General features: G+C 64.4%; 23 protein-coding genes. 8 read left to right on the top strand and 15 right to left on the bottom strand.

Annotation, left to right across the window (positions count from 1 at the left end; genetic code table 11):
- Positions 1-17: 17 nt before the first annotated feature.
- From I6F31_RS12325 to rfaD, 3 genes are read right to left on the bottom strand one after another with little or no spacing between them, the layout of a single operon-like run.
- Positions 18-1,304 carry an O-antigen ligase family protein gene (locus tag I6F31_RS12325; protein WP_225185460.1) on the bottom strand — a complete coding sequence of 429 codons (1,287 nt, stop codon included), beginning with the start codon at positions 1,302-1,304 and terminating at the stop codon, positions 18-20.
- Complete coding sequence (gene rfaE1, locus I6F31_RS12320) at positions 1,301-2,785, bottom strand: D-glycero-beta-D-manno-heptose-7-phosphate kinase (protein ID WP_225185459.1); 1,485 nt, start codon at positions 2,783-2,785, stop codon at positions 1,301-1,303. The genes I6F31_RS12325 and rfaE1 overlap by 4 nt, the downstream gene beginning before the upstream one ends.
- Positions 2,786-2,799: 14 nt before the next feature.
- Positions 2,800-3,780 carry an ADP-glyceromanno-heptose 6-epimerase gene (gene rfaD / locus I6F31_RS12315; RefSeq protein WP_036029948.1) on the bottom strand — a complete coding sequence of 327 codons (981 nt, stop codon included), beginning with the start codon at positions 3,778-3,780 and terminating at the stop codon, positions 2,800-2,802.
- A gap of 158 nt (positions 3,781-3,938) precedes the next feature.
- Here rfaD and waaF point away from each other — a divergent pair, with 158 nt between their 5' ends.
- Positions 3,939-5,000, top strand: coding sequence for a lipopolysaccharide heptosyltransferase II (gene waaF / locus I6F31_RS12310; RefSeq protein ID WP_036029947.1), 1,062 nt, complete (start codon positions 3,939-3,941; stop codon positions 4,998-5,000).
- Positions 5,001-5,185: 185 nt separating this feature from the next.
- On the opposite strand, the gene I6F31_RS12305 is transcribed toward waaF, so the two are convergent.
- Positions 5,186-6,223 carry a glycosyltransferase family 4 protein gene (locus tag I6F31_RS12305; protein ID WP_225148278.1) on the bottom strand — a complete coding sequence of 346 codons (1,038 nt, stop codon included), beginning with the start codon at positions 6,221-6,223 and terminating at the stop codon, positions 5,186-5,188.
- 126 nt (positions 6,224-6,349) lie between these two features.
- Here I6F31_RS12305 and galE point away from each other — a divergent pair, with 126 nt between their 5' ends.
- From galE to I6F31_RS12290, 3 genes are all read left to right on the top strand, one after another.
- Positions 6,350-7,363, top strand: coding sequence for a UDP-glucose 4-epimerase GalE (gene galE, locus I6F31_RS12300; protein ID WP_036015779.1), 1,014 nt, complete (start codon positions 6,350-6,352; stop codon positions 7,361-7,363).
- A gap of 119 nt (positions 7,364-7,482) precedes the next feature.
- On the top strand, positions 7,483-9,285 hold the full coding sequence (locus I6F31_RS12295) for an ABC transporter ATP-binding protein (protein ID WP_036015777.1): 1,803 nt from the start codon (positions 7,483-7,485) through the stop codon (positions 9,283-9,285).
- Positions 9,286-9,318: 33 nt separating this feature from the next.
- Positions 9,319-10,020, top strand: a complete 702-nt coding sequence (locus tag I6F31_RS12290; protein WP_036029941.1) for a fumarylacetoacetate hydrolase family protein — start codon at positions 9,319-9,321, stop codon at positions 10,018-10,020.
- 72 nt (positions 10,021-10,092) lie between these two features.
- Here the strand turns inward: I6F31_RS12290 and I6F31_RS12285 are convergent, their stop codons facing one another.
- Entirely contained in the window at positions 10,093-10,551 is a 459-nt protein-coding gene (locus I6F31_RS12285; RefSeq protein ID WP_036015790.1) for a nuclear transport factor 2 family protein, read from the bottom strand.
- 166 nt (positions 10,552-10,717) lie between these two features.
- On the opposite strand from I6F31_RS12285, the gene I6F31_RS12280 reads away from it, so the two are divergent.
- Complete coding sequence (locus I6F31_RS12280) at positions 10,718-11,266, top strand: periplasmic heavy metal sensor (protein WP_225185458.1); 549 nt, start codon at positions 10,718-10,720, stop codon at positions 11,264-11,266.
- A 93-nt stretch (positions 11,267-11,359) separates the two neighbouring features.
- Here the strand turns inward: I6F31_RS12280 and I6F31_RS12275 are convergent, their stop codons facing one another.
- The 3 genes from I6F31_RS12275 to I6F31_RS12265 form a co-directional block, all read right to left on the bottom strand.
- Positions 11,360-12,289: an aspartyl/asparaginyl beta-hydroxylase domain-containing protein gene (locus I6F31_RS12275; RefSeq protein ID WP_225152463.1), complete on the bottom strand. Its 930-nt coding sequence runs from the start codon at positions 12,287-12,289 to the stop codon at positions 11,360-11,362.
- Positions 12,290-12,431: 142 nt separating this feature from the next.
- Positions 12,432-12,587 carry a hypothetical protein gene (locus I6F31_RS12270; protein WP_007612486.1) on the bottom strand — a complete coding sequence of 52 codons (156 nt, stop codon included), beginning with the start codon at positions 12,585-12,587 and terminating at the stop codon, positions 12,432-12,434.
- A gap of 146 nt (positions 12,588-12,733) precedes the next feature.
- On the bottom strand, positions 12,734-13,657 hold the full coding sequence (locus I6F31_RS12265) for a LysR family transcriptional regulator (protein ID WP_109143126.1): 924 nt from the start codon (positions 13,655-13,657) through the stop codon (positions 12,734-12,736).
- 210 nt (positions 13,658-13,867) lie between these two features.
- Between I6F31_RS12265 and I6F31_RS12260 the strand changes: the two genes are divergently transcribed.
- On the top strand, positions 13,868-14,578 hold the full coding sequence (locus I6F31_RS12260) for an SDR family oxidoreductase (protein WP_225185457.1): 711 nt from the start codon (positions 13,868-13,870) through the stop codon (positions 14,576-14,578).
- Between the two features lie 15 nt (positions 14,579-14,593).
- Positions 14,594-14,830, top strand: a complete 237-nt coding sequence (locus tag I6F31_RS12255; protein ID WP_225185456.1) for a 4-oxalocrotonate tautomerase family protein — start codon at positions 14,594-14,596, stop codon at positions 14,828-14,830.
- Positions 14,831-14,951: 121 nt separating this feature from the next.
- Here I6F31_RS12255 and I6F31_RS12250 read toward each other — a convergent pair whose 3' ends face one another.
- From I6F31_RS12250 to I6F31_RS12225, 6 genes are all read right to left on the bottom strand, one after another.
- The gene (locus I6F31_RS12250; RefSeq protein ID WP_225185455.1) at positions 14,952-15,581 is read right to left on the bottom strand and encodes a phasin family protein; all 630 of its coding nucleotides are present in this window, start codon (positions 15,579-15,581) and stop codon (positions 14,952-14,954) included.
- Positions 15,544-16,206, bottom strand: a complete 663-nt coding sequence (locus tag I6F31_RS12245; RefSeq protein ID WP_225185454.1) for a ParA family protein — start codon at positions 16,204-16,206, stop codon at positions 15,544-15,546. The genes I6F31_RS12250 and I6F31_RS12245 overlap by 38 nt, the downstream gene beginning before the upstream one ends.
- A gap of 141 nt (positions 16,207-16,347) precedes the next feature.
- Positions 16,348-17,808, bottom strand: a complete 1,461-nt coding sequence (locus I6F31_RS12240; protein WP_225185453.1) for an NAD(P)/FAD-dependent oxidoreductase — start codon at positions 17,806-17,808, stop codon at positions 16,348-16,350.
- Between the two features lie 159 nt (positions 17,809-17,967).
- On the bottom strand, positions 17,968-19,389 hold the full coding sequence (ahcY, locus tag I6F31_RS12235) for an adenosylhomocysteinase (protein ID WP_036015760.1): 1,422 nt from the start codon (positions 19,387-19,389) through the stop codon (positions 17,968-17,970).
- A 123-nt stretch (positions 19,390-19,512) separates the two neighbouring features.
- Positions 19,513-20,709 carry a methionine adenosyltransferase gene (gene metK / locus I6F31_RS12230; RefSeq protein ID WP_128266405.1) on the bottom strand — a complete coding sequence of 399 codons (1,197 nt, stop codon included), beginning with the start codon at positions 20,707-20,709 and terminating at the stop codon, positions 19,513-19,515.
- A gap of 60 nt (positions 20,710-20,769) precedes the next feature.
- Positions 20,770-22,125, bottom strand: coding sequence for a hypothetical protein (locus I6F31_RS12225; protein ID WP_225150705.1), 1,356 nt, complete (start codon positions 22,123-22,125; stop codon positions 20,770-20,772).
- Between the two features lie 319 nt (positions 22,126-22,444).
- Here I6F31_RS12225 and I6F31_RS12220 point away from each other — a divergent pair, with 319 nt between their 5' ends.
- Positions 22,445-22,591, top strand: a complete 147-nt coding sequence (locus tag I6F31_RS12220) for a hypothetical protein (protein ID WP_157784118.1) — start codon at positions 22,445-22,447, stop codon at positions 22,589-22,591.
- A 160-nt stretch (positions 22,592-22,751) separates the two neighbouring features.
- Here I6F31_RS12220 and I6F31_RS12215 read toward each other — a convergent pair whose 3' ends face one another.
- Positions 22,752-23,870, bottom strand: a complete 1,119-nt coding sequence (locus I6F31_RS12215) for a cobalamin-independent methionine synthase II family protein (protein WP_225185452.1) — start codon at positions 23,868-23,870, stop codon at positions 22,752-22,754.
- Positions 23,871-23,875 lie beyond the last annotated feature (5 nt).

Raw genomic sequence — 23,875 nt, 5'->3', positions numbered from 1 at the left:
GCCAGCCGCGTGGCCCCTCAGGAACCGGCTTCCCTCATCTTCGCCCCGAGCTGTTGTTCCCGGATCACCATTCCGCCGGCGACGCCGACGCCAATGACGTACATCCAGCCCTCGTGGAAGTCGAACAGATGCGAGTTGAACAGCGAGGTAAAGACGTTCTGCACCACGACTAGGAGTCCGATCCAACTGGCAAGCCCGTCGCCGCGAAACAACCGCAGATGCAATATCCAAATCGCGTAGAGAATGGCGACGCCGATCGCGCCCCATTGCACCGCAACGTTCAGCGTCTGGTTGTGCGGGTTGCCGATCACCTCGGCTGACGCCCGCCCCTGACTGGCGGGCGTCGCGACGCGTTCGAACAACCCGCGGGTCGAACCGGTGCCGTGCCCCAGGATCGGCGCCTCCGCGAAGAAGCCGAGCGACTTCCGCCAGAACTCGAGCCGCATGCCCATGGAGGTTGCCTCGCCCCGTTCCACATAGCCGGTGTAATCGGTGGTAAACCTCTCGGCGGTGTGGCGCAATTGCGGCGAGGCCTGCCAGGCGAGAACGGCGCCGACGAGCAGCGCGCCGGAGATGATCGCGATGCTGCGCCATTTGAGGTGAAGCAGTGCAAACACGCCGAACATGATCGGAATGGTGACGAGCGCGGTGCGCGACACCACCACGAAGGTCATATTGATGAAGAAGCTAAGCGCCAGCGCCGTCAGCAACGCGGCGAACCAGTATCGCTTCTCGCGCAACAGCATCACGATCGGATAGGCGAGCGCCACCGCGCAAAGCGCGAATTCCTGGCTCTGGTCAATGTAGTTCTTGACGAAGATGCCGCGCTCGGGCGGATCGGTCTTGAGCGCGAGGTTCGGGTAGAAGGCGACCAGCCAGGACATCACCGACAACAAGGCGCAGGACACCAGGAAGGCGATGAATATCCAGTGGCCACGCGGCGAGCGCTCGAAATGATAGAGCAGGACCGGCAGCACGAGCAGCTTGACGGTCGGATTAACCGCATAGAAGCGCGCGCCCCACAGGGCATCCGACCACAGCGTCCCCAGCAGCGCGAGAACGACCAGCGCGATCGGCGCAATGCAGATCGGACGCTTCAAGGACTGCAGGAAGTCGCGCAAATCGAGGAACGGCACCATGCAGATCAGCATCAGCGCGTTGAAGATCCCCGCAAGCGATGTCGACCAGGGCAGCGAGGCCGCGGTCAGGATCGCAAACAGATCGACGGTCTCGCGCCAGGCAGCGGGGCTGCGCAGACGGCGATGCAACATCTCGCTGGTCGTTTCGCGGGCGAGCGCCGTCACTTGCTCCCTCCCCTGGCGCGATGCACCAGCGCCGTCGTGCTGAAGCCCTGGAGGATGTCGACCAGCACGACCGCCCCGCCCGCGGCCTCGACCACCTCGTGCCCGACGACCTGTTCGCGTGTGTAGTCGCCGCCCTTCACCAGCACACCGGGCTTAATTCGGGTGATCAGGTCGATCGGCGTGTCTTCCGTGAAGATGACGACGAGATCGACGGCCTCCAGTGCGGCGAGCACCTCGGCACGCGCGCGCTCGTCCTGGACCGGACGATCGGCACCTTTCAGCCGCCGCACCGAGGCGTCGCTGTTGAGCCCCACGATCAGGCGGTCGCAGGCGGCGCGCGCCGCGGTCAGCACCTTGACGTGGCCGGGATGAAGGATGTCGAAACAGCCGTTGGTGAAGCCGACGCGCAGGCCCTGCCTGTTCCAATCGGCGAGCTGCGCGTCGAGTGCGGCCGGATCGAGCACGATCTTCTCCTCGGCCGCGAGCGTGGCTGGCGGCAGGATCTTGCGTCGCAGCTCGGCCACGCTGACGCTGGCGGTGCCCTGCTTGCCGACCGCGACGGCGGCGGCGGCATTGGCGATGCGCAGCGCCGTATCCCAATCCGCGCCGGCCGCGAGCGACACCGCAAGCGCAGCGGCGACGGTGTCGCCGGCGCCGGAGACGTCGCGCACCTTGACCGGGACGGCCGGCACGTGAACGGCACCGCCGTTGCGCGGCACCAAGGTCATGCCGTGCTCGCCCTGGGTGACCAGGATCGCCTCGCAATCGGCGAGCCGCATCACGTCCTCGCTGGCCTCGACGATGCTCTGCACCGTTTCGGCGCGGCTGCGGGTCGCTTCCGAGAATTCCTTGCGGTTGGGCGTGAGCAGCGTGGCGCCGCGATAGATCGCCCAGTTCAGGCTCTTGGGATCGACGATGACGGGCTTGCCGAGCTTGCGCGCGGCATCGATGGTGTGGCGGATCACGCGCGCCGTCAGCACGCCCTTGGCATAGTCGGACAGCAGCACGATGTCGGCGCACGCGATCTGCGGCAGGATCGCGTCGATCAACTTCGTTTCGACCTGGTCGGACGCAGCCAGCGCCTGCTCCCAGTCCGCGCGCAGCATGTGCGTGGAAAAATGTTCGGAGACGAAGCGGACCTTTCGCGTGGTCGGCCGCGAGGCGTCGCGCACCAGCACGCTCTCGATGCCGGCTTGATCGTTGAGCGCGGCCTCGAGCCGCGTACCGGCCTCGTCCTCGCCGACGAGGCCGACGAAGATGCAGCGCGCGCCGAGCGAAGCGACGTTGCGCGCGACGTTGCCGGCGCCGCCGACGTGGATCTCGCTGCGCTGGGCGGCGATGACCGGCGCCGGCGCTTCCGGCGAGATCCGCGACACCTCGCCGTAGACGAACTCGTCCAGCATGATGTCGCCGATGCACAGCACGGTGCGGCCTGAGATGGCTTGGGCGAGGGCATCGAAATCGAGAATGGGCGTCGACATGGTCGAAAGGGGCCTCAGCGAAAGCGGTCGGGCCGGTCGAGATAATCCCCGACATAGGCCTTCACCGCGTCCTCGAGCGTCGTGAAGCCGCCGTTATAGCCGGCACGGAGCAGCCGATCGACCTCGCTCTGGGTGAAATACTGGTAAGCGCCGCGGATCTGCTCGGGCATGTCGATGTATTCGATGTTGGGACTGGTGCCGAGCGCCGCATAGGCAGCCAGCATGAGGTCCTTGAAGCTGCGCGCCTTGCCGGTGCCGACGTTGAACAGGCCGGACACCGACGGCGTCGCGAGCAGCCAAAGAACCACGCGCGCGACATCGTCGACATAGATGAAATCGCGACGCTGATCGCCGTCGGCGATGCCCTCGCGATGCGACTTGAACAGCTGCACGACGCGGCCTGCCCTGACGTCGTCGAAGCGCCGCGCCAGCACGCTCATCATCGAGCCTTTGTGATATTCGTTCGGCCCGAACACGTTGAAGAATTTCAGGCCGGCCCATTGCGGCGGGAGCCGATCGCCGCGCGCCACACGTTCGGCGACAGCGAGATCGAACAGGTGCTTGCTCCAGCCGTAGAGATTCATAGGCCGCAACTTCTTCAGCGCCGGCAGCGAGGAATCGTCGTCGAAGCCTTCCGTGCCGTCGCCATAGGTCGCCGCCGAGGACGCGTAGATGAACGGCACGGCATTCATCGTGCACCAGTCCAGCAGGCGCATCGACAGGCGGAAATTGGTCTCGACGACGAGATCACCGTCGGTCGCCGTGGTCGCGGAAATCGCCCCGAGATGGATCATGGCCTCCAGCTTGCGGCCCTTCAGCCAGTCCATCAGCTCGGTCGGGGGAACGATATCCACAAGCTGCCGCTTGGCGAGATTGCGCCATTTGCCTTCGGTTCCGAGGAGATCGCAGATCACGACGTCGCTGCGACCGGCCTCGTTCAGCGCGGCCACGACATTCGATCCGATAAAACCGGCCCCGCCGGTCACCAGCAACATTCCACCTACCTGCCCGATTTTAGGTGCCCGATCCTGCCCTAGCGCATGATCCGCCAAAGTGTAAGCTGTTTTGGGATTGCTCTTCTGCCGCCTTTACCTGCCGGCCCGGAGCGGCTAACCGAGCCGCCATATCGGCACGTGGTCGGCCCTCATAACGAATGAATATTGATTCGCAACTTGGTAGTGATGCAGATCGGAGCGACACACGCCCGATCCTGATCGTCCCCTACATGTGGATCGGCGATTTCGTGCGGAATCACACCGTCGTGCGGGTCCTGAAGGAGCGCTGGCCGAACCGGCCGGTCGATCTCCTCACCACCTCCCTGTGCGCCCCGCTGGTGGACTACATGCCCGGGGTGCGCGCCGGCATCGTCTGGGATATGCCGCGCAGCCGGCTGGCCGTCGCACGCCAGTTCGGCTTGGCAGGGCTGCTGCGGAAACAGAATTACGGCACTGCCCTGGTGCTGCCCCGGACCTGGAAAGCGGCCATCGCGCCGGCACTCGCCGGTATTCCTGAACGGATCGGCTTCGTCGGCGAGTTCCGGTTCGGCCTGCTCAACCGCTGGCGCTGGGGTGAGAAGAAGCTGCCCCGCTTCATCGACAAGAACGCCGCCCTCGCCCAGCCCGACGGCGCGCCCCTGCCCGCGGAATGGCCGGTACCGCAACTGCGCGTCCCGGCCGAGGAGATCGCCCGGTGGCGCGAGGCCAATGGTCTCGGTGCCGGCGCTGCGGTGGCACTCGCCCCGGGCTCGGTCGGCGTCTCCAAGCGCTGGACCTCTTATCCCGAAGCCGCCCGCCTGCTGGTCGAGCGCGGCCTCGAGGTCTGGGTGGTCGGCGGTCCCGCCGAAAAGGAGCTCGCCCAGGAGATCGTCGCCGCCGGCGGCCCGGGCGTCCGCGATCTCACCGGCTCGGACTTGCGCAACGGCATCCTCGCCATGGCCGCCGCCGGCGTTGCCATCTCCAACGATTCCGGCCTGATGCACATCGCAGCCGCCCTGGGCACGCCGACCATGGGCATCTTCGGTCCCACCAGCCCCTATCTCTGGGCCCCGCTGAACGGCCTCGCCGCGACACTGGTGCAGGACAAGGAAAAGCTGTCCTGCCAGCCCTGCCAGAGCACGGTCTGCAAGGTGAACGACCACCGCTGCATGCGGAATATTGCGGCAAGCGAGGTGGTGGGGATTGCGGAGAGGGTGCTGGGGGAAGCGGGAAGCGGGTGACGAACTGAGGCGATCGTGGCTCGGGCCGATGATGACATCCTGCCACTGTTTTGCCCGACGAGTCAAAATTCGTTCGAAAAATCCGCAATCTCTCGAACTCTCCGCCAACTCCTTGATTTTGCTGACCCCGGCTACTGTGCATGGGGTTGTTTTCGCGGTTTTGTTTGCGACAGACGAAAACGGCCTCAGAGCAGCGGCCGATAGACCGCGCCGATCCGCGCCGCCTCGGCATCGAGGCTGAACTTCTCGAGCACCCGCGCCCGCCCGCGCTCACCCATCGCGGTCGCCGCAGCCACATCACGCATCAGCGGCTCGAGCGCCGCAGCGAGCGCGTCGGCATCTCCCGTCGGGATCAGCACGCCGGTGACACCATCCTCGACGACGAGCTCCGCCGCGCCGGCGCGTGCGGCCACGAGCGCGCTGCCGGCCGCCATCGCCTCGATCAGCGTCAGACCAAAGCCTTCGTTGCGCGAAGTGAAGGCGTAGATGGTCAGGCGCTGATACCAGCGCTGCACTGCTTCGATCGGCAGCTCGCCGGTGATGACGATGCGCGACTGCAGGTTTGCTGCCTCGATGCGCTTCTTCAGGTCGTTGGCAAAGGGCGTCTGCTCGGCCGTCACCTGCCCGACGATGACAGCGGTGAAATCCGGATAGCGCGGCAGCAGCCGGCACATCGCATCGACGAACAGGTCGGTGCCCTTCTGCGCCCGCACGCGGCCGAAACAGCCGATGGCGTAGCGGCCCGGCAGGCCGCTTTCGGCAAAGGCCGCAGCGCGGTCCTGGGGCGGCGCATAGACGTCGGTGTCGACGCCGTGCGGGATCACCGTCGCCGTCACCTTCAGGAACGAGGCCGAGATGTCGCTCGTCGCGATGATCGCATCCATCTGTCGGATCAGCCAGCGCGTGATCCAGCTATGGTGCCGCTGCGCCGCCGAGGTGAACACGAGCTTGAGCGGCCAGCCGAGCGCGCGCAAGCCAACGCCCGCGATCATCTCGTTGTTGCGGCGCGCATGCCAGATCACAGGCCGCTTGCGGCGCCAGAGCTTGAGGAGATCTCCGATGCTCAGGCGCGCGATCCCCGCCGGCGCGTCCGAGCCGAACCAGGCGGCGCGGTACAGCTTTGCCAGCCGCGGCGCTACCATCCGGTTGGTCGCGGTGACCCCGGAATAGCGCCTGTGCAGATTTGGCACGATCAATTCGAGATCGCCGGGGAAACCCGCCACGTCACACTCCATTTCGCAAAGTCCCTATACGCAACATTAAGCATAGTGACCAGTTCAGCCGCTCCGATACCCCCTCTTCACCACGCAAGCGCTAGCCTTGCGCGTTGATCGAAGACGGGTGAGATCATGACTGTGCTAGTCACCGGCGGCGCCGGCTATATTGGAAGTCATACGGTCCTGGCGCTGGCGGAAGCCGGCGAGGACGTCGTCGTGATCGACGATCTCTCCACCGGTTTCTCGGCCTACCTTCCCGAAGGCGTGCCGCTGTTCATCGGCGATGCCGGCGACGAGAACCTGCTCGAAGGCGTGATCGCCCAGCACGACATCGAGAGCATCATCCATTTCGCAGGCTCGGTGGTCGTGCCGGATTCGATGCGCGATCCGCTCGGCTATTACCGCAACAACTTCACCACCGCGCGCAACCTGCTCAACGTCGCGGTCAAGCGCGGCATTGGCCGTTTCATCTTTTCCTCGACCGCTGCGGTCTACGGCAATCCGGACCAGGTGCCGGTGCCCGAGCACGCGCCGACGCGGCCGCTGTCGCCTTACGGCTCCTCGAAGCTGATGACCGAGATCATGCTGCACGACGTTGCAGCCGCCTACGGCATGCAATACGTGACCTTGCGTTACTTCAACGTCGCCGGCGCCGATCCGCAGGCGCGCATTGGGCTAGCCACCGTCGGCGCCACGCACCTGCTCAAGATCGCGGTGGAAGCCGCCACCGGCCAGCGCGCCAAGATCGACGTGTTCGGCACCGACTATCCGACCCCGGACGGCAGCTGCATCCGCGACTTCATCCACGTCACGGACCTGTCGCAGGCCCATCGCTCGGCACTCGCTTATCTGCGCAATGGCGGCGCCTCGTCCACGCTCAATTGCGGCTATGGCCGCGGCTATTCGGTGCTGGAGACCATCGACGCGGTGCGCCGGGTTTCGGGCCGCAGCTTCGCCGTGCAATACGCCCCGCGCCGGCCCGGCGACATCATGACCATGGTCGCCGACACCAGCCGCATCCGCAGCCTGCTCGACTGGCGGCCGCAATACGACGACCTCGAGACCATCGCAGCCCATGCGCTGGCCTGGGAGGACAAGTTGTTCCGCGAGCGCCACGGCGAGCTCCGCCACGCCGCCTCCGCCTAGAATCATCCCAAGCGCAAGCCCTTAATTGGGCTTGAAAAACCCGGCTTGAGCGGGCACAGAGGCCCATCGATCCCTGACGCGCGGGCAGGCTTTTGTCCTGCGCCGTCAATGGACACCGGATGGCCCAGTTTCCAAAGAAAATCACCGACGATCCCTACGCGGCAGCGGTCCTGATTCGCCGCCTGATCACGGAACAGGGAATCATCTACTGGCGGCGCTACCTCGTGGCCTTCGCGCTGATGGCGCTGGCGGCCGGTGCGACCGCAGGCGCGACCTACGTGCTCGGCCAGGTCATCAACCAGGCCTATGTCGACAAGAACATCCCGGGCATCGCGATGTTTTCGGGGATCACGGTCGTTCTGCTCTTCATCAAAGGCGTGGCGACCTACGGCCACATGGTGATCCTGACCAAGATCAGCAACGCCATCCTCGCCACCAACCAGCGCCAGCTGTTCGCCAAGCTGATGCGCGAGAGCGTCGGCTTCTTTTCCGAGCGGCACTCCTCCGAATTCCTGGCGCGGCTGACCGCCGGCGCCAAGTCGATCACCGACGTCCTCAACATGCTGGTCAACGCCGTCGGGCGCGACCTCCTGATGCTGCTCGCCATGATCGGCGTGATGGTGTGGCAGGATCCGCTGATGTCGTTCATCGGCCTCGTCGCAGTGCCCCCGGCGATGCTGGTGCTGCGCAAGCTGGTCAAGCGCATCAAGGGCCTCGCCTTCAACCAGTTCACCGGCACCGCCGACATCATGGAGACGATGCAGGAATCGCTTCAGGGCATCCGCACCGTCAAGGCGTTCACGCTCGAAGAGACCATGCAGAGGCGCATCGACGAGAACATCGCGGTCGTCGAACGCAACGCCAACAAGATGGCCCGCGTCGCCAACCGCTCCAACCCGCTGATGGAGATGCTGGGCGGCTTCGCCGTCGCGGGCTGCCTGATGTATGGCGGCTATGCCGTGGTCGCGCTGAACGCCACGCCCGGCGCGTTCTTCTCCTTCATGACCGCATTCCTGATGGCGACCGAGCCGGCCAAGCGGCTGGCCCGGCTCAACATCGATCTCAACAGCCAGCTCGTCGGCGCCCGTATGCTGCTCGAGGTCGTCGACAGCCCCGCGAGCGAGCAGTCCGACGATGACAAGCCGGCGCTGAAGCTGACAGATGCCCGTATCGAGCTGCGCGATGTCAGTTTCTCCTATCGCTCGGGCGAGACGGTGCTCAACCGGATGAGCTTCGTCGCGGAGCCCGGCAAGGTGACTGCGCTGGTCGGCCCCTCCGGCGGCGGCAAGTCGACCGTGCTGGGCCTGCTCCTGCGCTTCTACGAGGTGACGCAGGGCGACATCGTGATCGACGGCCAGCCGATCTCGTCGGTCTCGCGCAAATCACTGCGCGCCCAGACCGCCTATGTCGGCCAGGACGTCTATCTGTTCCGCGACACCATTCGCAACAACATCGCCTTCGGCAAGCCGGACGCCAGCGAGGACGAGATCGTCGAGGCGGCGAAGGCGGCCTGCGCGCACGACTTCATCACGGGCTTTCCGCTCGGCTACGACACGCCCGTCGGCGAGCACGGCACCCAGCTCTCGGGCGGACAGCGCCAGCGCATTGCGGTCGCGCGCGCGCTGCTCAAGAACGCGCCGATCATCCTCCTGGACGAAGCCACTGCCGCGCTCGATTCCGAATCCGAGCGGCAGGTGCAGGAGGCGATCGAGCATCTCTGCCAGAACCGCACCACCATCGTGATCGCGCACCGCCTGCACACCATCATGCACGCAGACAGCATCCTGGTTGTCGAAGGCGGCGAGATCGTCGAGCAGGGCCGCCATGACGAGCTGCTCCGTCGCGGCGGCCGCTATGCCTCGTTCTTCCGCCTGCAGCATCACGACGCCGGCGCTCTGGCGCCGATCAGCGCAACCGCATAGAGTTCGTTCCACCTCAAGAGCAGCGAGACCCGCATGAACGCCGCCTCCTACGTCATCCCGCTTCCGCCCCAGGCTTCGCTTCCCGTCGTCGGCGAGAGCGGCCGTTATCCGGTACGCCGCATCTGGTGCGTCGGCCGCAACTATCTCGAGCACATCCGCGAGATGGGCAATGACGAGCGCGCACCGCCGTTCTTCTTCGCCAAGCATGCCGACATGCTGGTGCCCGACGGCGCCACCATTCCCTATCCGCCTCTGACCAAGGATCTGCATCACGAGGTCGAGCTGGTCGTCGCGATGAAGAGCGGTGGACTGAACATTCCCGCCGACAAGGCTCTGGACCACGTCTACGGCTACGCTGTCGGCATCGACCTCACCCGGCGCGATCTCCAGATCGCATCGCGCAAGAAGGAGCGCCCGTGGGAGATCGGCAAGTCGTTCGACTATTCGGCGCCCTGCTCCGCGCTGCAGCCGGCCTCGAAGATCGGCCATCCCTCCAAGGGCAAGATCTGGCTGACGGTCAACGGCAAGGAAGCGCAGAAGGGCGACCTCACCGAGTTGATTTGGAACGTGCCCGAGATCATCTGGCAGCTCTCCCAGCAGGTGAAGCTCGCCGCCGGCGACATCATCATGACCGGCACGCCCGCCGGCGTGTCGCAGCTCCAGCCTGGCGACAAGCTCGAATGCGGCGTCGACGGCATCGGCACGCTGAAGGTCAGCATCGGCCAGCCGGAATAAGGCTCGCTGCAGCTCGAACTCAAAAGGCCCCGGAATGGGGCCTTTTGCATGTCGATCGTGCACGCGGTCGAGCTACCAGGCCTTTACCGGCCGATTGGCGTGGCTCGCCTGCGGCACACCGCGATTGAGCGACATGTGCGAATGCACGCACAGCCAGCCATCGCCGTTCCTCGAAAACACCATCGTCGCGCGGCCTGGGCGCGCGAACGTGCTGCCATCGGGATGATAGCCCGTGCTCGTCCACGGCGCGACGACGGTTGCCATCATACCGTCCGGTGATGCCAGAACGGAGGTCTGATCGAGGACGAAACGGAAGTCGGTCGTCTTCGGCCAGACATTGTCCCATTGGGTTTTGACCCATTGATCGAGGCCGGGGATGACGTCGCTATGGGTGCCGAAGGCGAGCACGTCCGGATCGAAGAGCGGCCGCGCCGAGGCGTAATCGACCTCTCGGACATAACCCGCGAAGGTGTCCAGCCATCGGCGGAAGAACTGCGTGATCTCAGTATTCGCGGTCGGCAAAGAGGCCATCACCTGCTCCACATTCGGCAACTCAATCACGGCGATCTTTGTTGCCATGGGCCGGACGATCCAGCAAGATTTGTGCTCCGGGATCACTCGATCGCGACAGGTGTCACGTCACAGCCGGGTTCGATGCTTCGACATCGGCCGGCTCCATTTGGTGGGAGCCAGATTCATGAACCGCGTCCTTCTGCTTGCAGCCTCCCTCCTCCTCACGGGCAGCACAGCCGGCGCGCAGTCCAGTCAACCCTATGCCGGCCTTGAGAAGCGCCCCATCAAGGCGCTGTCACAGCAACAGATCGACGATCTCCGCGCCGGACGCGGTATGGGCCTGGCTCTCGCTGCGGAGCTCAATGGATATCCCGGTCCCAGCCACGTCCTCGAGCTCAGTGATCGTCTCGGCCTGACCGCCGATCAGCGCGCCGAGGTTCAACGGCTGTTCGATGCCATGAAACAGGAAGTCGTTCCGCTGGGTAACAAGCTCGTCGAGCAAGAGAGAGCGCTGGAAGACCTCTTCTCTTCCCGCAGGGTCACATCGGAAGCGCTCAAGACCAGCATTGGCGCCATTGCCGAAACTCAGGGGCAGCTCCGCGAGAGCCACCTCAAATACCACCTCTCAACCGCTGCCGTGCTCGATCAGAGCCAGATGCAGCGATATGCAGAGTTACGGGGCTATCAGCGTCCCGACGGCTCCGCAGGGCACAAGCACAAGCACCATCACTAGACAATGCCGACCGAGATCAGACGATCGCGCTAGGGCGGATCGAGATGAGGCAACGGCCGACCAAGCTTCGCTGATCCGCCCCGCGCATTTGCCTCAGTTCAGTGCCGAATACACGATGAGGCCGAGGATCAGCGCCGCCAGCGCGTATTTCAGCGTGTAGTAGACGTTGCGGTTCCACTCCTTCACCTTGCGGCTGGCGAGGTGGATCTCGTAGAGCTTGCCGAACACCTTGTTGAGCACGCCGACGTGCTCACCGTCGACATTCTGGGTCGCCGACGCCTTGACGATGTGATGGCTGACCCAGCGGTTGATCGCGGTCATGAAGCCGTACTTCATCGGGCGCTCGACGTCGCAGAACAGGATGATGCGGTTGACGTCGGTCGCATTCTCGGCGCTGTGGATGAAGGTCTCGTCGAACATGAAGGCCTCGCCATCACGCCAGACGCATTCGACGCCATCGACGAGGATCCGGCACTTGTTCGAGTTCGGCGTGACCAGGCCGAGGTGATAGCGCAGAGACCCGGCGAAGGGATCACGGTGAGCGCCGAGCTTGCCGCCGGGCGGCAGCATCGCGAACATCGCGCCATGCACGCTCGGGATCGATTTGAGTAGCTCCACCGTCTTCGGGCACAGCGTGTTCGCCGACGGCAGGAAGTCGTCGTACCATTTCAGGTAGAACCGCTTCCAGCCGCTCTTGAAGAACGAGTAGAAGCCCCAATCGTTGTTCTTCGCCGCCGCGCGGATAAAACCTTCATCGAACAGGCGCACAGCTTCGTCGCGGATGGTCTCCCAGTTCTCGCGGAGGGGCTTCAGCTCCGGAAACTGATCGACCGAGATCACCGGCTTGTTCGGCACCGCCGAGCCCGCATACATCAGCACATTGTAAGGTGCGAGATAGGTTGAGTGATCGCCGAGCTGGCGCGCGAAGCGCAGCCGCTGCTTGCCGCGGAAGTGGACGTAAATCGTCGAAGCCGCAAGCACGTACAAAATGACGAGCTGCGGCGCAAAAAGCTGTTTCAACATTTCCCCAATCCCCAAGTGACCCAGCCGGGGTGTCGTGTAGCCCGACCCGGCCGGAGCGGCAAGATATTCACCGCTGGGTTGCAATCACGCCGGGGAGAGCAAGGGGATGGACTGGGGTCCAAACCGGCCGAAACGAGCCGAATCAAGCCCGCGACAGCGCCTGCAGGCCCTTGAAGGTCAGGCGCTTGGGGTCGGTGACGCCGGCGAGATAGAGGCGGCGGATGAAGGCGATGACGGCGTCGCGGTCGCAATCGGTCAGCGCGACGACGGCGTCGACCGCTATTCTCTGGGCTTCCATTGGGCTCACCTCGGCCTTGCGAGTAACCCCGGCCGAGACAGGGTAGGACTCATCCGTTAAATCGGCGTTAACCGTTCAGGAACCATCGCCGATTCAGCCGCCCCGCCGTATACGCGAAAACGCGCATTGCGGGGGCATGAAGCGGCTCAACGCGCCTTGGTGCTCTGCTTCAGCAGCGCAAACTGCTTCTTCAGCCGGGGCACGGCGAAGTCGGTGAAGGCGCGCACCTTGGGCACCGAAAGCCGGCCCTGCGGGCAGATCAGATGCGCCGGCATCTCCGGATCCTCGTCGTCCGCCAGCACGATCTCGAGCTCGCGGCGCGAGACCTGCTCGGCCACTTGGTACGAATACATCCGCGCCACGCCGCGCCCGGCCACAGTGGAGGCCACTGCCGCATAGGTGCTGTTGACGACGAGCCGCGGGGTGAACTGCACGGTGCGCGGCGCCGATGAGCCCGGCTGCGGCGCAAAGGTCCAGGAATTGGGCAGATGCGCCATCGCGACGATCTGGTGTTTGGCGAGATCGCCCGGCTCGGTGATGCGCGGATGTTGTTTCAGGTAGCGGGGAGCTGCCACCACGACGCGGCTGATCCCGCCGACCCGCATCGCCACCATCGCCGAATCCGCCAGCGGACCGATGCGAAGCGCGATATCGACGCCTTCCTCGATCAGATTGACCGCACGGTCGAACAGCAGGAGTTTTGCCGATACGGTCGGATAGGCGTCGAGAAACGCGTCGAGGATCGGCCGCAGTACCATCTCGCCGGAGACCACCGGAGCGGTGATCGTGAGCAGACCACGCGGAGCCGTGCGCGGTCCGGCCGCGATGTCCTCGGCCTCCTCCAGATCGGTGAGCACGCGGCGGCAGATCGCGACATAACGCTCGCCTTCCTCGCTCAGCTTGATCGAGCGTGTCGTCCGGTGCAGCAGCTCGGCGCCGACCCGCTGCTCCAGAAAGGCGATGGCGCGGCTCACCGCAGCCGGCGATCGGCCGAGCTTGCGTCCTGCGGCAGCCAAGCTGCCCTCGTCCACCGCAAGGACAAACACCTTCATCGCGTCCAGACGATCCATGCGCTCGCCGCAGCCCCTGAGATTTCGGCTGAAAGCTAGGCGTTGCGCCGGCTGCGACAACCTCCGCAAGGATCGATCCGGCATTCGTTCGCGTCGCGAAAGAGTGTCTGCCGGGCAGCGGATATTCGCAAGCAAGCCGCTGCAGCGTACCTCAACGCCCAAGCCAGCCGCCGCTGGCGCAGGTTTTCAAGCCAACAACAGGAGCCCGTCATGGGTATCGAGCAGAAGGTCGCCATCATCACCGGTGCATCGCAGGGTATCGGCGCCGCCCTGGTCCAGGGTTTTCGCGATCGCAACTATCGCGTCGTCGCAACGGCGCGCTCCATCAAGCCGTCGGGTGATGACGACGTCCTCGCCGTTGCAGGCGACATCGCCGAGCGGTCCACCGCAGAGCGCGCGGTGTCGCAAGCGATCGCCCGCTTCGGCCGAGTCGACACGCTGGTCAACAACGCGGGCATCTTCGTCGCAAAACCGTTCACCCAGTACACGGCCGAGGACTATGCCGCAGTGATGGGCACCAATGTCGCGGGCTTCTTCAACATCACGCAGCTTGCCATCGCCGAAATGGAGAAGCAGGGGTCTGGCCACGTCGTCCAAATCACGACGACGCTGGTCGATCAGGCCAATTCGAATGTGCCCTCGGTGCTGGCCTCGCTGAGCAAGGGCGGGCTGAACGCCGCGACCAAGTCGCTCGCGATCGAATACGCCAGGCGCGGCATCCGCGTGAATGCGGTGTCGCCCGGCATCATCAAGTCGCCGATGCACCCGGTCGCGACGCACGCGCAGCTCGACGCGCTGCACCCGGTCGGCCACATGGGCGAGATGTCCGACATCGTCGATGCCGTGCTCTATCTCGAACGTGCCTCCTTCGTCACCGGCGAGATCCTGCATGTCGACGGCGGCCAGAGCGCCGGCCACTGAGCGAGGAGAACGACAATGCCCATCGTCACCATTCAAGTGACCCGCGAGGGAACGGCGCCGGTTGCGGCGTCGCTCACGGCGGAGGAGAAGGCCGCACTGATCAAGGGCTCGAGCGAGCTGCTGCGCGACGTGCTCGGCAAGCCGCTCGAGTCCACCTTCGTCGTGATCGAGGAAGTCGACACCGACAATTGGGGCTGGGGCGGCGTGCCCGTGCAGGAATTCCGCCGCCGCCGCGCCACGCAGACAGGATGATCTGCACGCCGTCGCGCGCAAGAGGATGACATGACCTCGGCACGATCGTCGGCCCGCTCGTCGCCGACCATCTCGGCGACCGCTCGGGTTTTGGTCCCGCCCTTCGCGCAGGCGAGCTGCATCACCTGGCACTGGGCTTTGTCATGCTTTGAGCAAGCGACCTCAGCAACTCGGTTTGCTTCAGGACCAACTCACATTGCTTTCGCGCATGCGTGCCCGACAGCTCAACCAACTCTGCCAGAGTCTTTGCACGCCCTAGCTCCCGCGCATACTCCAAGGTCGCGCCCGCATTAACCTTCATCAGTTCGAGCACGAGGGTGCGACACTCGGCTGCCGTCCCAATCGCGTCGATGAGATCGCTTTCCACGACGACGGTTTCATTGGCCTCTGATGTCACACTGGCCAGCCGTGATTTTGCGAGGTCGTTGGCGAAGTTGAGCGTAGCGCTCATGCCGTCCAAAGCGCGGGCTTGATACTCCTTGGCCATGGCCACGATGAGATCAGTGCTGCTCGGAGGTTCAGGTCTTGCAACATTGACGCTGGCCGCTTCTTGTGCCGGAACAGTCATAGGAGCAGGGGCTCCTTGCGCGACCTGCGGCGCATCTTGCGGGAAGACGGCGAATGAGCCCGGCGGCATGGCCAAGCCCTCGTCGACCGCACGGCTCACTTCCGCCGCCAGTTCCAGCAGCGAGCGACGCCCGGTGCGTGCAACGTCAGCAGGCAGCTTTGAGCGCGCCTTTCCCATAATCATCCGACTCCTCGGCCAAGTGCGCCGCGATCCAACCAACAAACTTACAATTTCGTCCGAAGCTTTTGCCCGCCGGTGCGAACTCCGTCACGCCCAACCCTGCTCCGAGTGCATCCTGGTGATCGTTACGCTGCGCAATAAACGGGAGTGCAAGCACGCCGAGCGAGCTTAGCGATGTGGCAGCTTCGCTCAGCCGGCACCCTCGCGTCGGTGTCTGATTGAGGATAAAGGCAAATCGGCGGTTGAGCCTGCGAATGGCGATCAGTGTAGGAATTGCGGCTTCGATATCGGCCGGGCTCGGGCGCGCCGGGATGAGACAGAGATCGGCGCAGGCGATGACGCGCATTGCCAAGCCGTTGGTCGTGGCAGCTGTGTCGATGATGGCAAGCGAGACGCCTTCGGCCTTCAGCCGCGCGATCAACGGTTCGATCTCGGCTGGATCGGCAACGCGCTCGACGCGGGGATAGGGATGATCGCGGCGCTCTTTCCATTTCGAGATCGTACCTTGCGCGTCCGCCTCAATGAGAGCGACGCGCTCAGCTTGCTGCATTGCTGCCACCGCCAGTCCAACGGACAGCGTACTCTTGCCGCTTCCGCCTTTTTGCGTGACCAGGGCAAGGACGTGCATGTCCCGCGCTCCCCTTCGACGGCAACGACGCGGAACTTAGACGTTGTCGGAAATAAACTTCTTGCAGCGCAAAAATACTACCGCAAGTCGCGATTCGTCTCAAGCGAACGCGAGGCTATCCCGGCATCCTACGTAGCAAGATCAGGAATACTGCATCACGCCATCGTCGATCCGACCGAAGCGCAACGAGACGATGTCGAGCGCGTAGTTCTGGTGGAGCCGCCAGGGCCGCTTCGAGCCCTGCTTCGGCATCCTGGCAATCGAGCGCTGCACGTAGCCCGAGGTGAAATCGAGCGAAGGCTGCGCGGTGATGGTGGGATCATCGTTGTGCGGCATGCACTGGCGGAAATTGTGCCGGTCCATGTAATTGATGAGGCGGCAGACATATTCGCAGGTGAGGTCGCATTTCAGCGTCCAGGACGCGTTGGTGTAGCCGAAGGCCGAGGCCATGTTCGGCACGTCGGCATACATCATGCCCTTGTAGGTCAGCGTGTTGGCGAAATCGACGGAGCGGCCGTCGACGCTGACCTCGAGGCCACCGGCGACCTGGAGCACCAGCCCGGTCGCCGTCACGATGATGTCGGCCGCCAGTTCGCGGCCGTCCTTCAGACGGATGCCATCATGCGTGAAGGTCTCGATCTCGCTGGTGACGACGCTGGCGCGCTGCTCGCGGATCGCCTTGAAGAGGTCGCCATCGGGCACGAGGCACAGCCGCTGGTCCCAGGGATTGTAGCGCGGCGTGAAGTGGGTCGCGACGTCGTAGTCCGGGCCGAGCGCGATCCTCACGCCCTTGAGGATGAGATCCTTCACCTTCGCCGGCCTGCGCCGGCTGAGCTGGAAGAAGAACATCCCCCACATCACGTTGCGCCAGCGGATCAGGTGATAGGCGAACTTCGCCGGCAGGTTGCGGCGCAGCTTGTTGGCGAGGATATCCTGCGCCGGCCGCGACACCACATAGGTCGGCGAGCGCTGCAGCATGGTGACCTGCTCCGCCTGCTTGGCGAGCTCCGGCACCAGCGTTACTGCTGTCGCGCCCGAGCCGATCACGACGACACGCTTGCCCGCGTAGTCGATGTCCTCGGTCCATTTCTGCGGATGCACGAGGCGGCCGGCGAAATCAGCGGCGCCCTTGAACTCCGGCGTATAGCCCGCTTCGTATTTGTAATAGCCTGAGCACATGAATAGAAAGTTGCAGGTGAAGCGCACCAGCTCGGTCGCGCCCTCGCCCGTGATACGCTCGGCCTCGACGGTCCAGCGCGCATCCGGCGTCGACCACGCCGCGCGCTTGACGCGGTGGTGGAAGCGGATGTGCTTGTCGATGCTGTTCTCGCTAGCAGTCTCGCGCACGTAGTTCAGGATCTGCGGCCCGTCGGCGATCGCCTTCGGATCGGTCCACGGCTTGAACGAATAGCCGAGGGTGAACATGTCGCTGTCGGAGCGGATGCCGGGATAGCGGAAGAGGTCCCAGGTGCCGCCGATGCAATCGCGTCCCTCGAGGATGACGTAGCTCTTGGCCGGACACTTGGTCTGCAGATGATAGCCGGCGCCGATGCCTGATAGCCCGGCGCCGACGATCAGCACGTCGAAATGTTCTTGTTGCATGGTTTCCTCCGCCGGGGCGGATTGTCCGCCTGCCTCTGCTGGCCGTCAATCGGCAATCAACGTGCCGCAACTGCAAAGCGAGTTGAATTCCATGCCCCGAAACAACAAAGCCCCGGATCGCTCCGGGGCTTTGCGTCGATGGTTGGTCGAACCGGTGGCTCAGTAGCGGTAGTGGTCCGATTTGTACGGGCCTTCCTGCTTCACGCCGATATAGTCGGCCTGGTCCTTGCGGAGCTCGGTGAGCTTGACGCCGATCTTGGAGAGGTGCAGGCGGGCGACCTTCTCGTCGAGCGTCTTGGGCAGCACGTAGACCTTCTTCTCGTACTTGCCGTCCTTGTTGTTGGCGAACAGCTCGATCTGCGCCAGCGTCTGGTTGGTGAAGGACGCCGACATCACGAAGGACGGATGGCCCATCGCATTGCCGAGGTTCACGAGGCGGCCCTCCGACAGCAGGATGATGCGGTGCTTGTCGGGGAACTCGATCTCGTCGACCTGCGGCTTGATGTTGGTCCACTTCAGATTGCGCAGAGACGCGATCTGAATTTCGTTGTCGAAGTGGCCGATGTTGCAGACGATGGCGCGATCCTTCATCGCGCGCATGTGTTCGATGGTGATGATGTCCTTGTTGCCGGTGGCGGTGACGAAGATGTCGGCCCGCGGCGCGGCGTCTTCCATGGTCACAACCTCGTAGCCTTCCATCGCCGCCTGCAGCGCGCAGATCGGATCGACCTCGGAGACCATGACGCGGCAGCCGGCCTGGCGCAGCGAGGCGGCCGAGCCCTTGCCGACGTCGCCGAAGCCGGCGACCATCGCTACCTTGCCCGACAGCATCACGTCGGTGCCGCGGCGGATGCCGTCGACCAGCGATTCACGGCAGCCATAGAGGTTGTCGAACTTCGACTTGGTGACGCTGTCGTTGACGTTGATGGCCGGCCACAGCAGCGTGCCCGCTTTCTGCATGTCATAGAGACGATGCACGCCGGTGGTGGTCTCTTCGGAGACGCCCTTGATGCTGTTGGCGATCCCCGCGAAGTAGCCCTTCGGCTTTTCCTTGAGCTGCTTCTTCAGAAGCGCGAAGAATACTTCCTCCTCCTCGGAGCCGGGCTTGTCGAGGAAGGCGGTGTCGCCGTTCTCCGCGCGCAGACCGAGATGGACATACATGGTGGCGTCACCGCCGTCATCGAGGATCATGTTCGGGTGACCGCCGCCGTGCCAGTCGAACAGCTTGGCGGTGTAGTCCCAGTACTCGGTCAGCGTCTCGCCCTTGACGGCGAAGACGGGAATGCCGGCGGCGGCGATCGCAGCGGCAGCGTGATCCTGCGTCGAATAGATGTTGCAGGAGACCCAGCGGATGTCGGCGCCGAGCGCGGCGAGCGTCTCGATCAACACGCCGGTCTGGATCGTCATGTGCAGCGAGCCGGCGATGCGCGCGCCCTTCAGCGGCTGCTTCGGGCCGTACTCCTCGCGGGTGGCCATCAGGCCGGGCATCTCGGTCTCGGCGAGCGAGAGCTCCTTGCGGCCGAAATCGGCGAGCGAAATGTCCTTGACGATGTAATCGGTGAAGCCGGGCTTCGCGTTCATGGCGAGTGTCCTGTTGTTGAACTCGTCATTCCGGGGCACTTCCAAGAGGCGAACCCGGAATCTCGACGTGATAGATGAGGATCCCGGGTTCGCTCGCGTACGCGCCCCGGGATGTCGCGTTTATTAGAGCGCGCGCTTGAGCTGCTCGACGAGGTCGGTCTTCTCCCAGGAGAAGCCGCCCTCGTTGTCGGGCGTGCGGCCGAAATGGCCGTAGGCCGAGGTGCGCGCGTAGATCGGCCGGTTGAGATCGAGATGAGTGCGGATGCCGCGCGGGGTGAGGTCCATCGCCTTGGCGGCGGCCTTCTCGAGCTGGTCTTCCGAAACCTTACCGGTGCCGTGGGTGTCAATGTAGATCGACAGCGGGCGCGCCACGCCGATGGCGTAGGCGAGCTGCAGGGTGCAGCGGTCGGCAAGACCGGCGGCGACGATGTTCTTGGCGACGTAGCGCGCAGCATAGGCCGCGGAGCGGTCGACCTTGGTCGGATCCTTGCCGGAGAACGCGCCGCCGCCGTGCGGGGCCGCACCGCCATAGGTGTCGACGATGATCTTGCGGCCGGTCAGGCCGGAATCGCCGTCGGGACCGCCGATGTAGAACTTGCCGGTGGGGTTGATGTGCCAGATCGTCTTCGCGGTGATCCAGTCCTTCGGCAGCGCCTCGCGCACATAGGGCTCGACGATCTCGCGAACCTGGTTCGAGCTGAGGTCGGGAACCAGATGCTGGTGCGACACGACGATCTCGCGCACGCCGACCGGCTTGCCGTTCTCGTACTGCACGGTGACCTGGCTCTTGGAGTCCGGACCCAGCACCTTCTCCTTGCCGGAGTGGCGGGCTTCCGAGATCAGGCGCAGGATCTTGTGGGCGTAGAAGATCGGCGCCGGCATCAGATCGGGCGTCTCGTTGGTGGCGTAGCCGAACATGATGCCCTGGTCGCCCGCGCCTTCTTCCTTGACCTCGCCCGGCTGCAGCGCATCGACGCCCTGGGCGATGTCGGCCGATTGCGGATGCAGGAGGATCTCGATGTCGCAGGTCTTCCAGTGGAAGCCTTCCTGCTCGTAGCCGATGTCCTTGATCGCGCCGCGCACGACGCTCTCGATCTGCTCGTTGGTCACCGACTTCGGGCCGCGGGTCTCGCCGGCGATCACCACCTTGTTGGTGGTCGCGAGCGTCTCGCAGGCGGCGCGGATTTGCCAGGGGTCGATGCCCGCCTTAGGCCCTTCACGGTAGAACAGGTCGACGATCTCATCGGAGATCCGGTCACAGACCTTGTCCGGATGGCCCTCGGACACGGACTCGCTGGTGAAGAGATAGGACGCGCGCATCAGTAACCCCTTGTTCCGCCGCTAGCTGGCGGGCGTTTGCGATGTTTACTTTTGATGATGTCAATCACGCCGGCGCGAGATGACGTAGGATTCGTCGAGAAACCAGAGCCCGTTGTACTTCCGCAGCACATCCCTGGCGGCATCCAGAGTGCGGCCGTTTTGAGTCATTTCTGTCAATCGGTCGTCCTCAATCTGAGCGACATACACCGCCGCATTCCACGCTGCAAAGGCCGTCGAGGTTCCGATGGTGCCGGTGACCTCGTTGGGCAGAGCTTCCATATCATACCTGAAGATCGAACGATTGTCCGCGTATGCATTAAAATTTAAGTCGCGGCCCACCGATCCAAGTTCATACTTAACGGCACGCAGTAGCTCATGACGGCTGACTGAGAAAGGATTTTCTCCCGGCCAGATCGCCCGGATCATTTCCATGCCCGGATCCTGCCCATGGGAGTGGATACCGATCAGCCTGCCGCCCGGCCGCAGCGCCCGCGCCAGAGGTGCAATGATCCGCTTGGCCCGGAAATTGACCGATGACAGGGCCCGGTACGGCTGGGATGCGATGACGAGGTCGAAATTGGCCTCAGTCTGGCCTGGCCGCGGAATGGTCGAATCGAGCAGGAACCTGTGGTCCTCGCGATAGAGCACGAGGACGACCGGCCGCTCGTAGAGCGGCATGGCCGTGCGTGGGCTGATCGCAGCGCGCCAGTTCTGCTCCAGAAACGGCCTCAGCTCCGCGATCTGCTGCTCGAACTCGCCCGACGAAGCGCCGCGGAGCGGCACCTCGTGCCAGACGGTGGCGGCCGCCGCCGCGGGCGACGCTGGCGTCAGCCAGGGCGCCTCGGCGTAGAACATGTTGGTGAACACGAACACCGATGCCGGGTGCTCGAAAATGCGGTCCGGCACCTTCTCCAGCGTCAGGCGCAAATCCTCCAGGCTGAGTTCCTTGCCCGCGACGTAGAACGGCATGTGCGGAAAGCGCTGGTGCGTGGCGCGCAGCACCCGCGCCAGCACCGTTCCGTCGCCGACGCCGGCGTCGAACAGGCGCAGCGCCGGCGGGCGCGGATGGATGGAGGCAAGCTCCAGCGCGACGCGGTCCGCGATCACCCGCTTTTCGCTGCAGGTGTGGACGAACAGCAGGTATTTCTGGCGGTTCTCGAAGAAGCGGAAATTGCCGCGTGGATCGCGCTTCTCGGGCGGCACCTGAAGTCCCCGCGGCGGCGGCACGCCGCCGGCCATCGACGCCGCCATATAGGCCTGGATCCGCTCCAGCGTGTCGATGGTGATGCGCTTTCCCTCGCGCAGGCGGTGCACCAGCTTCCCATCGTTCACCGCGCGCCGGCCGAACGTCGATTCCGCCATGTCCGCCTTGCGGCAGAAGTCGGTGATCTGGCTCAGGATTTCGTCGTTCTTCATGAGTGGGAAATCGGTGGGCAGACGGATTGGGACCAATCTCCTAGCAAAATCTGCCCACTGAGGGAATAGCGGATCCAAGCGCCTCCTTCACAGTTTGCTCCGGCCGCGAGCCGCGCCCCACTCTGGCCCCGCCGAGCAACAACTGGCGCTTCTCCTCTGATCGCCTCCTTACCGTGCGCGCCTGCCCGGTCGCCCTGCTCGCCGCGATCCTGTGGTCCGCCCGCGGTCGCGCAGGCACGCGCAATCAGCTCGAGCCGAGCTGCACGGCGGACACGACGCCGGCAGACAAGATGATCAATGCCTGCGAAGGAATCATCACGTGGGAGGTGCAGGGGCACGGCCCGCCGAGCGGCACGAGCTCAATCGCGGCAAAGCCAGGCGCGGCAAGGTGATCTCGACCCCGAAGAACAAGCACGTGCCCATGGTCGAACTCCTCTCTGTGGGGGTCTATCTGGCGGAGAAGTGACTCGTGCCCGGACGCAGCGCAGCGCTTCTCAGCGGTGCGCTGCAGAGGTGAGGCCTATAGCTCCGCGCAGCAAGTCGAGCAGCATGGGCCCCGGCTCTGCGCAGCAACGCTGGAGCGTTGCTGCGCGTCCGGGACACGGGTGAGCCTTAACGGCGGAGCCTTACTGCCCCCACACTTCCTTCGCGATCTCGACCGCGAGGCTGAGCTTGGCCCACTGCTCCTCCTCGGAGAGGATGTTGCCCTCTTCCGTCGAGGCAAAGCCACATTGCGGCGACAGCGCGAGCTGCTCCAAGGGCGCGAACTTGGCGGCTTCTTCCAGGCGTCGCTTGATGTCGTCCTTCTTCTCGAGCTCGCCGAACTTCGAGGTGATGACGCCGACCACGACAACCTTGTTGCCCTTGGGCAGGAAGCGCAGCGGCTCGAAACCGCCGGCGCGGTCGCTGTCGTACTCCAGGAAGTAGCCGTCGTAATTGGTGCCGGCGAGCATGGTCTCGGCCACCGGCTCGTAGCCACCCGAGGAAATCCAGGTCGAGCGGAAATTACCGCGGCAGACGTGGGTCGTCACCACCATGTCGGCCGGCTTCTCCGCCAGCGCGTAGTTGATGATGCGCGCATAGATCTGTTGCAGCCCATCCGGATTATCGCCGCGCTCGCGTGCCTTCTGCAATTCGTCCTGCGAGCAGAGATAGGCCCAGACGGTGTCGTCGAACTGGAGATAGCGGCAGCCGGCGTCGTAGAACGCCTTCACGGCCTTGCGGTAGGTCTTGCCGAGATCTTCGTAGAAGGCGTCGAGATCGGGATAGACGTCCTTGGAGATCGACTTGCGTCCGCCGCGGAAGTGGAGCACTGCCGGCGAAGGGATCGTCATCTTGGCGGTGACGTGAGCCTGGTCGGCGACCTTCCTCAGGAAGCGGAAGTGGTCCAGCATCGGGTGGCTGTCTGGAAAGTCGAGCTTGCCGATGACGCGGACCGCATCGTGACGGGTCTGCACGCCCGTGAACTGGATGCCGGTGTCGGGGTGAAACAGCTCGCAGCCGGTGAGCTTGGCCAGGAAGTCGAAATGCCACCAGGAGCGGCGGAATTCGCCGTCGGTCGCGAGCTTCAGCCCGATCGAGGCCTGCTTGTGCACGACCTTCTCGATCTCCATGTCCTCGATCTTGCGCAGATCGTCGGCCGAGATCTCGCCCTTCTCCAGCCGGCTACGGGCTTCCTTGATCTTGAGCGGACGCAGGAGGCTGCCGACCTCGTCGGCGCGGAAGGGGGCTGTGGTTCGCTGCATGTGTT

The organism is Bradyrhizobium sp. NBAIM01 (assembly GCF_020194115.1).
GTDB classification, from domain to species: domain Bacteria; phylum Pseudomonadota; class Alphaproteobacteria; order Rhizobiales; family Xanthobacteraceae; genus Bradyrhizobium; species Bradyrhizobium yuanmingense.
The sequence above is the reverse complement of the archived record's forward strand: the minus strand, read 5'-3'. Positions and strand labels throughout refer to the sequence as shown.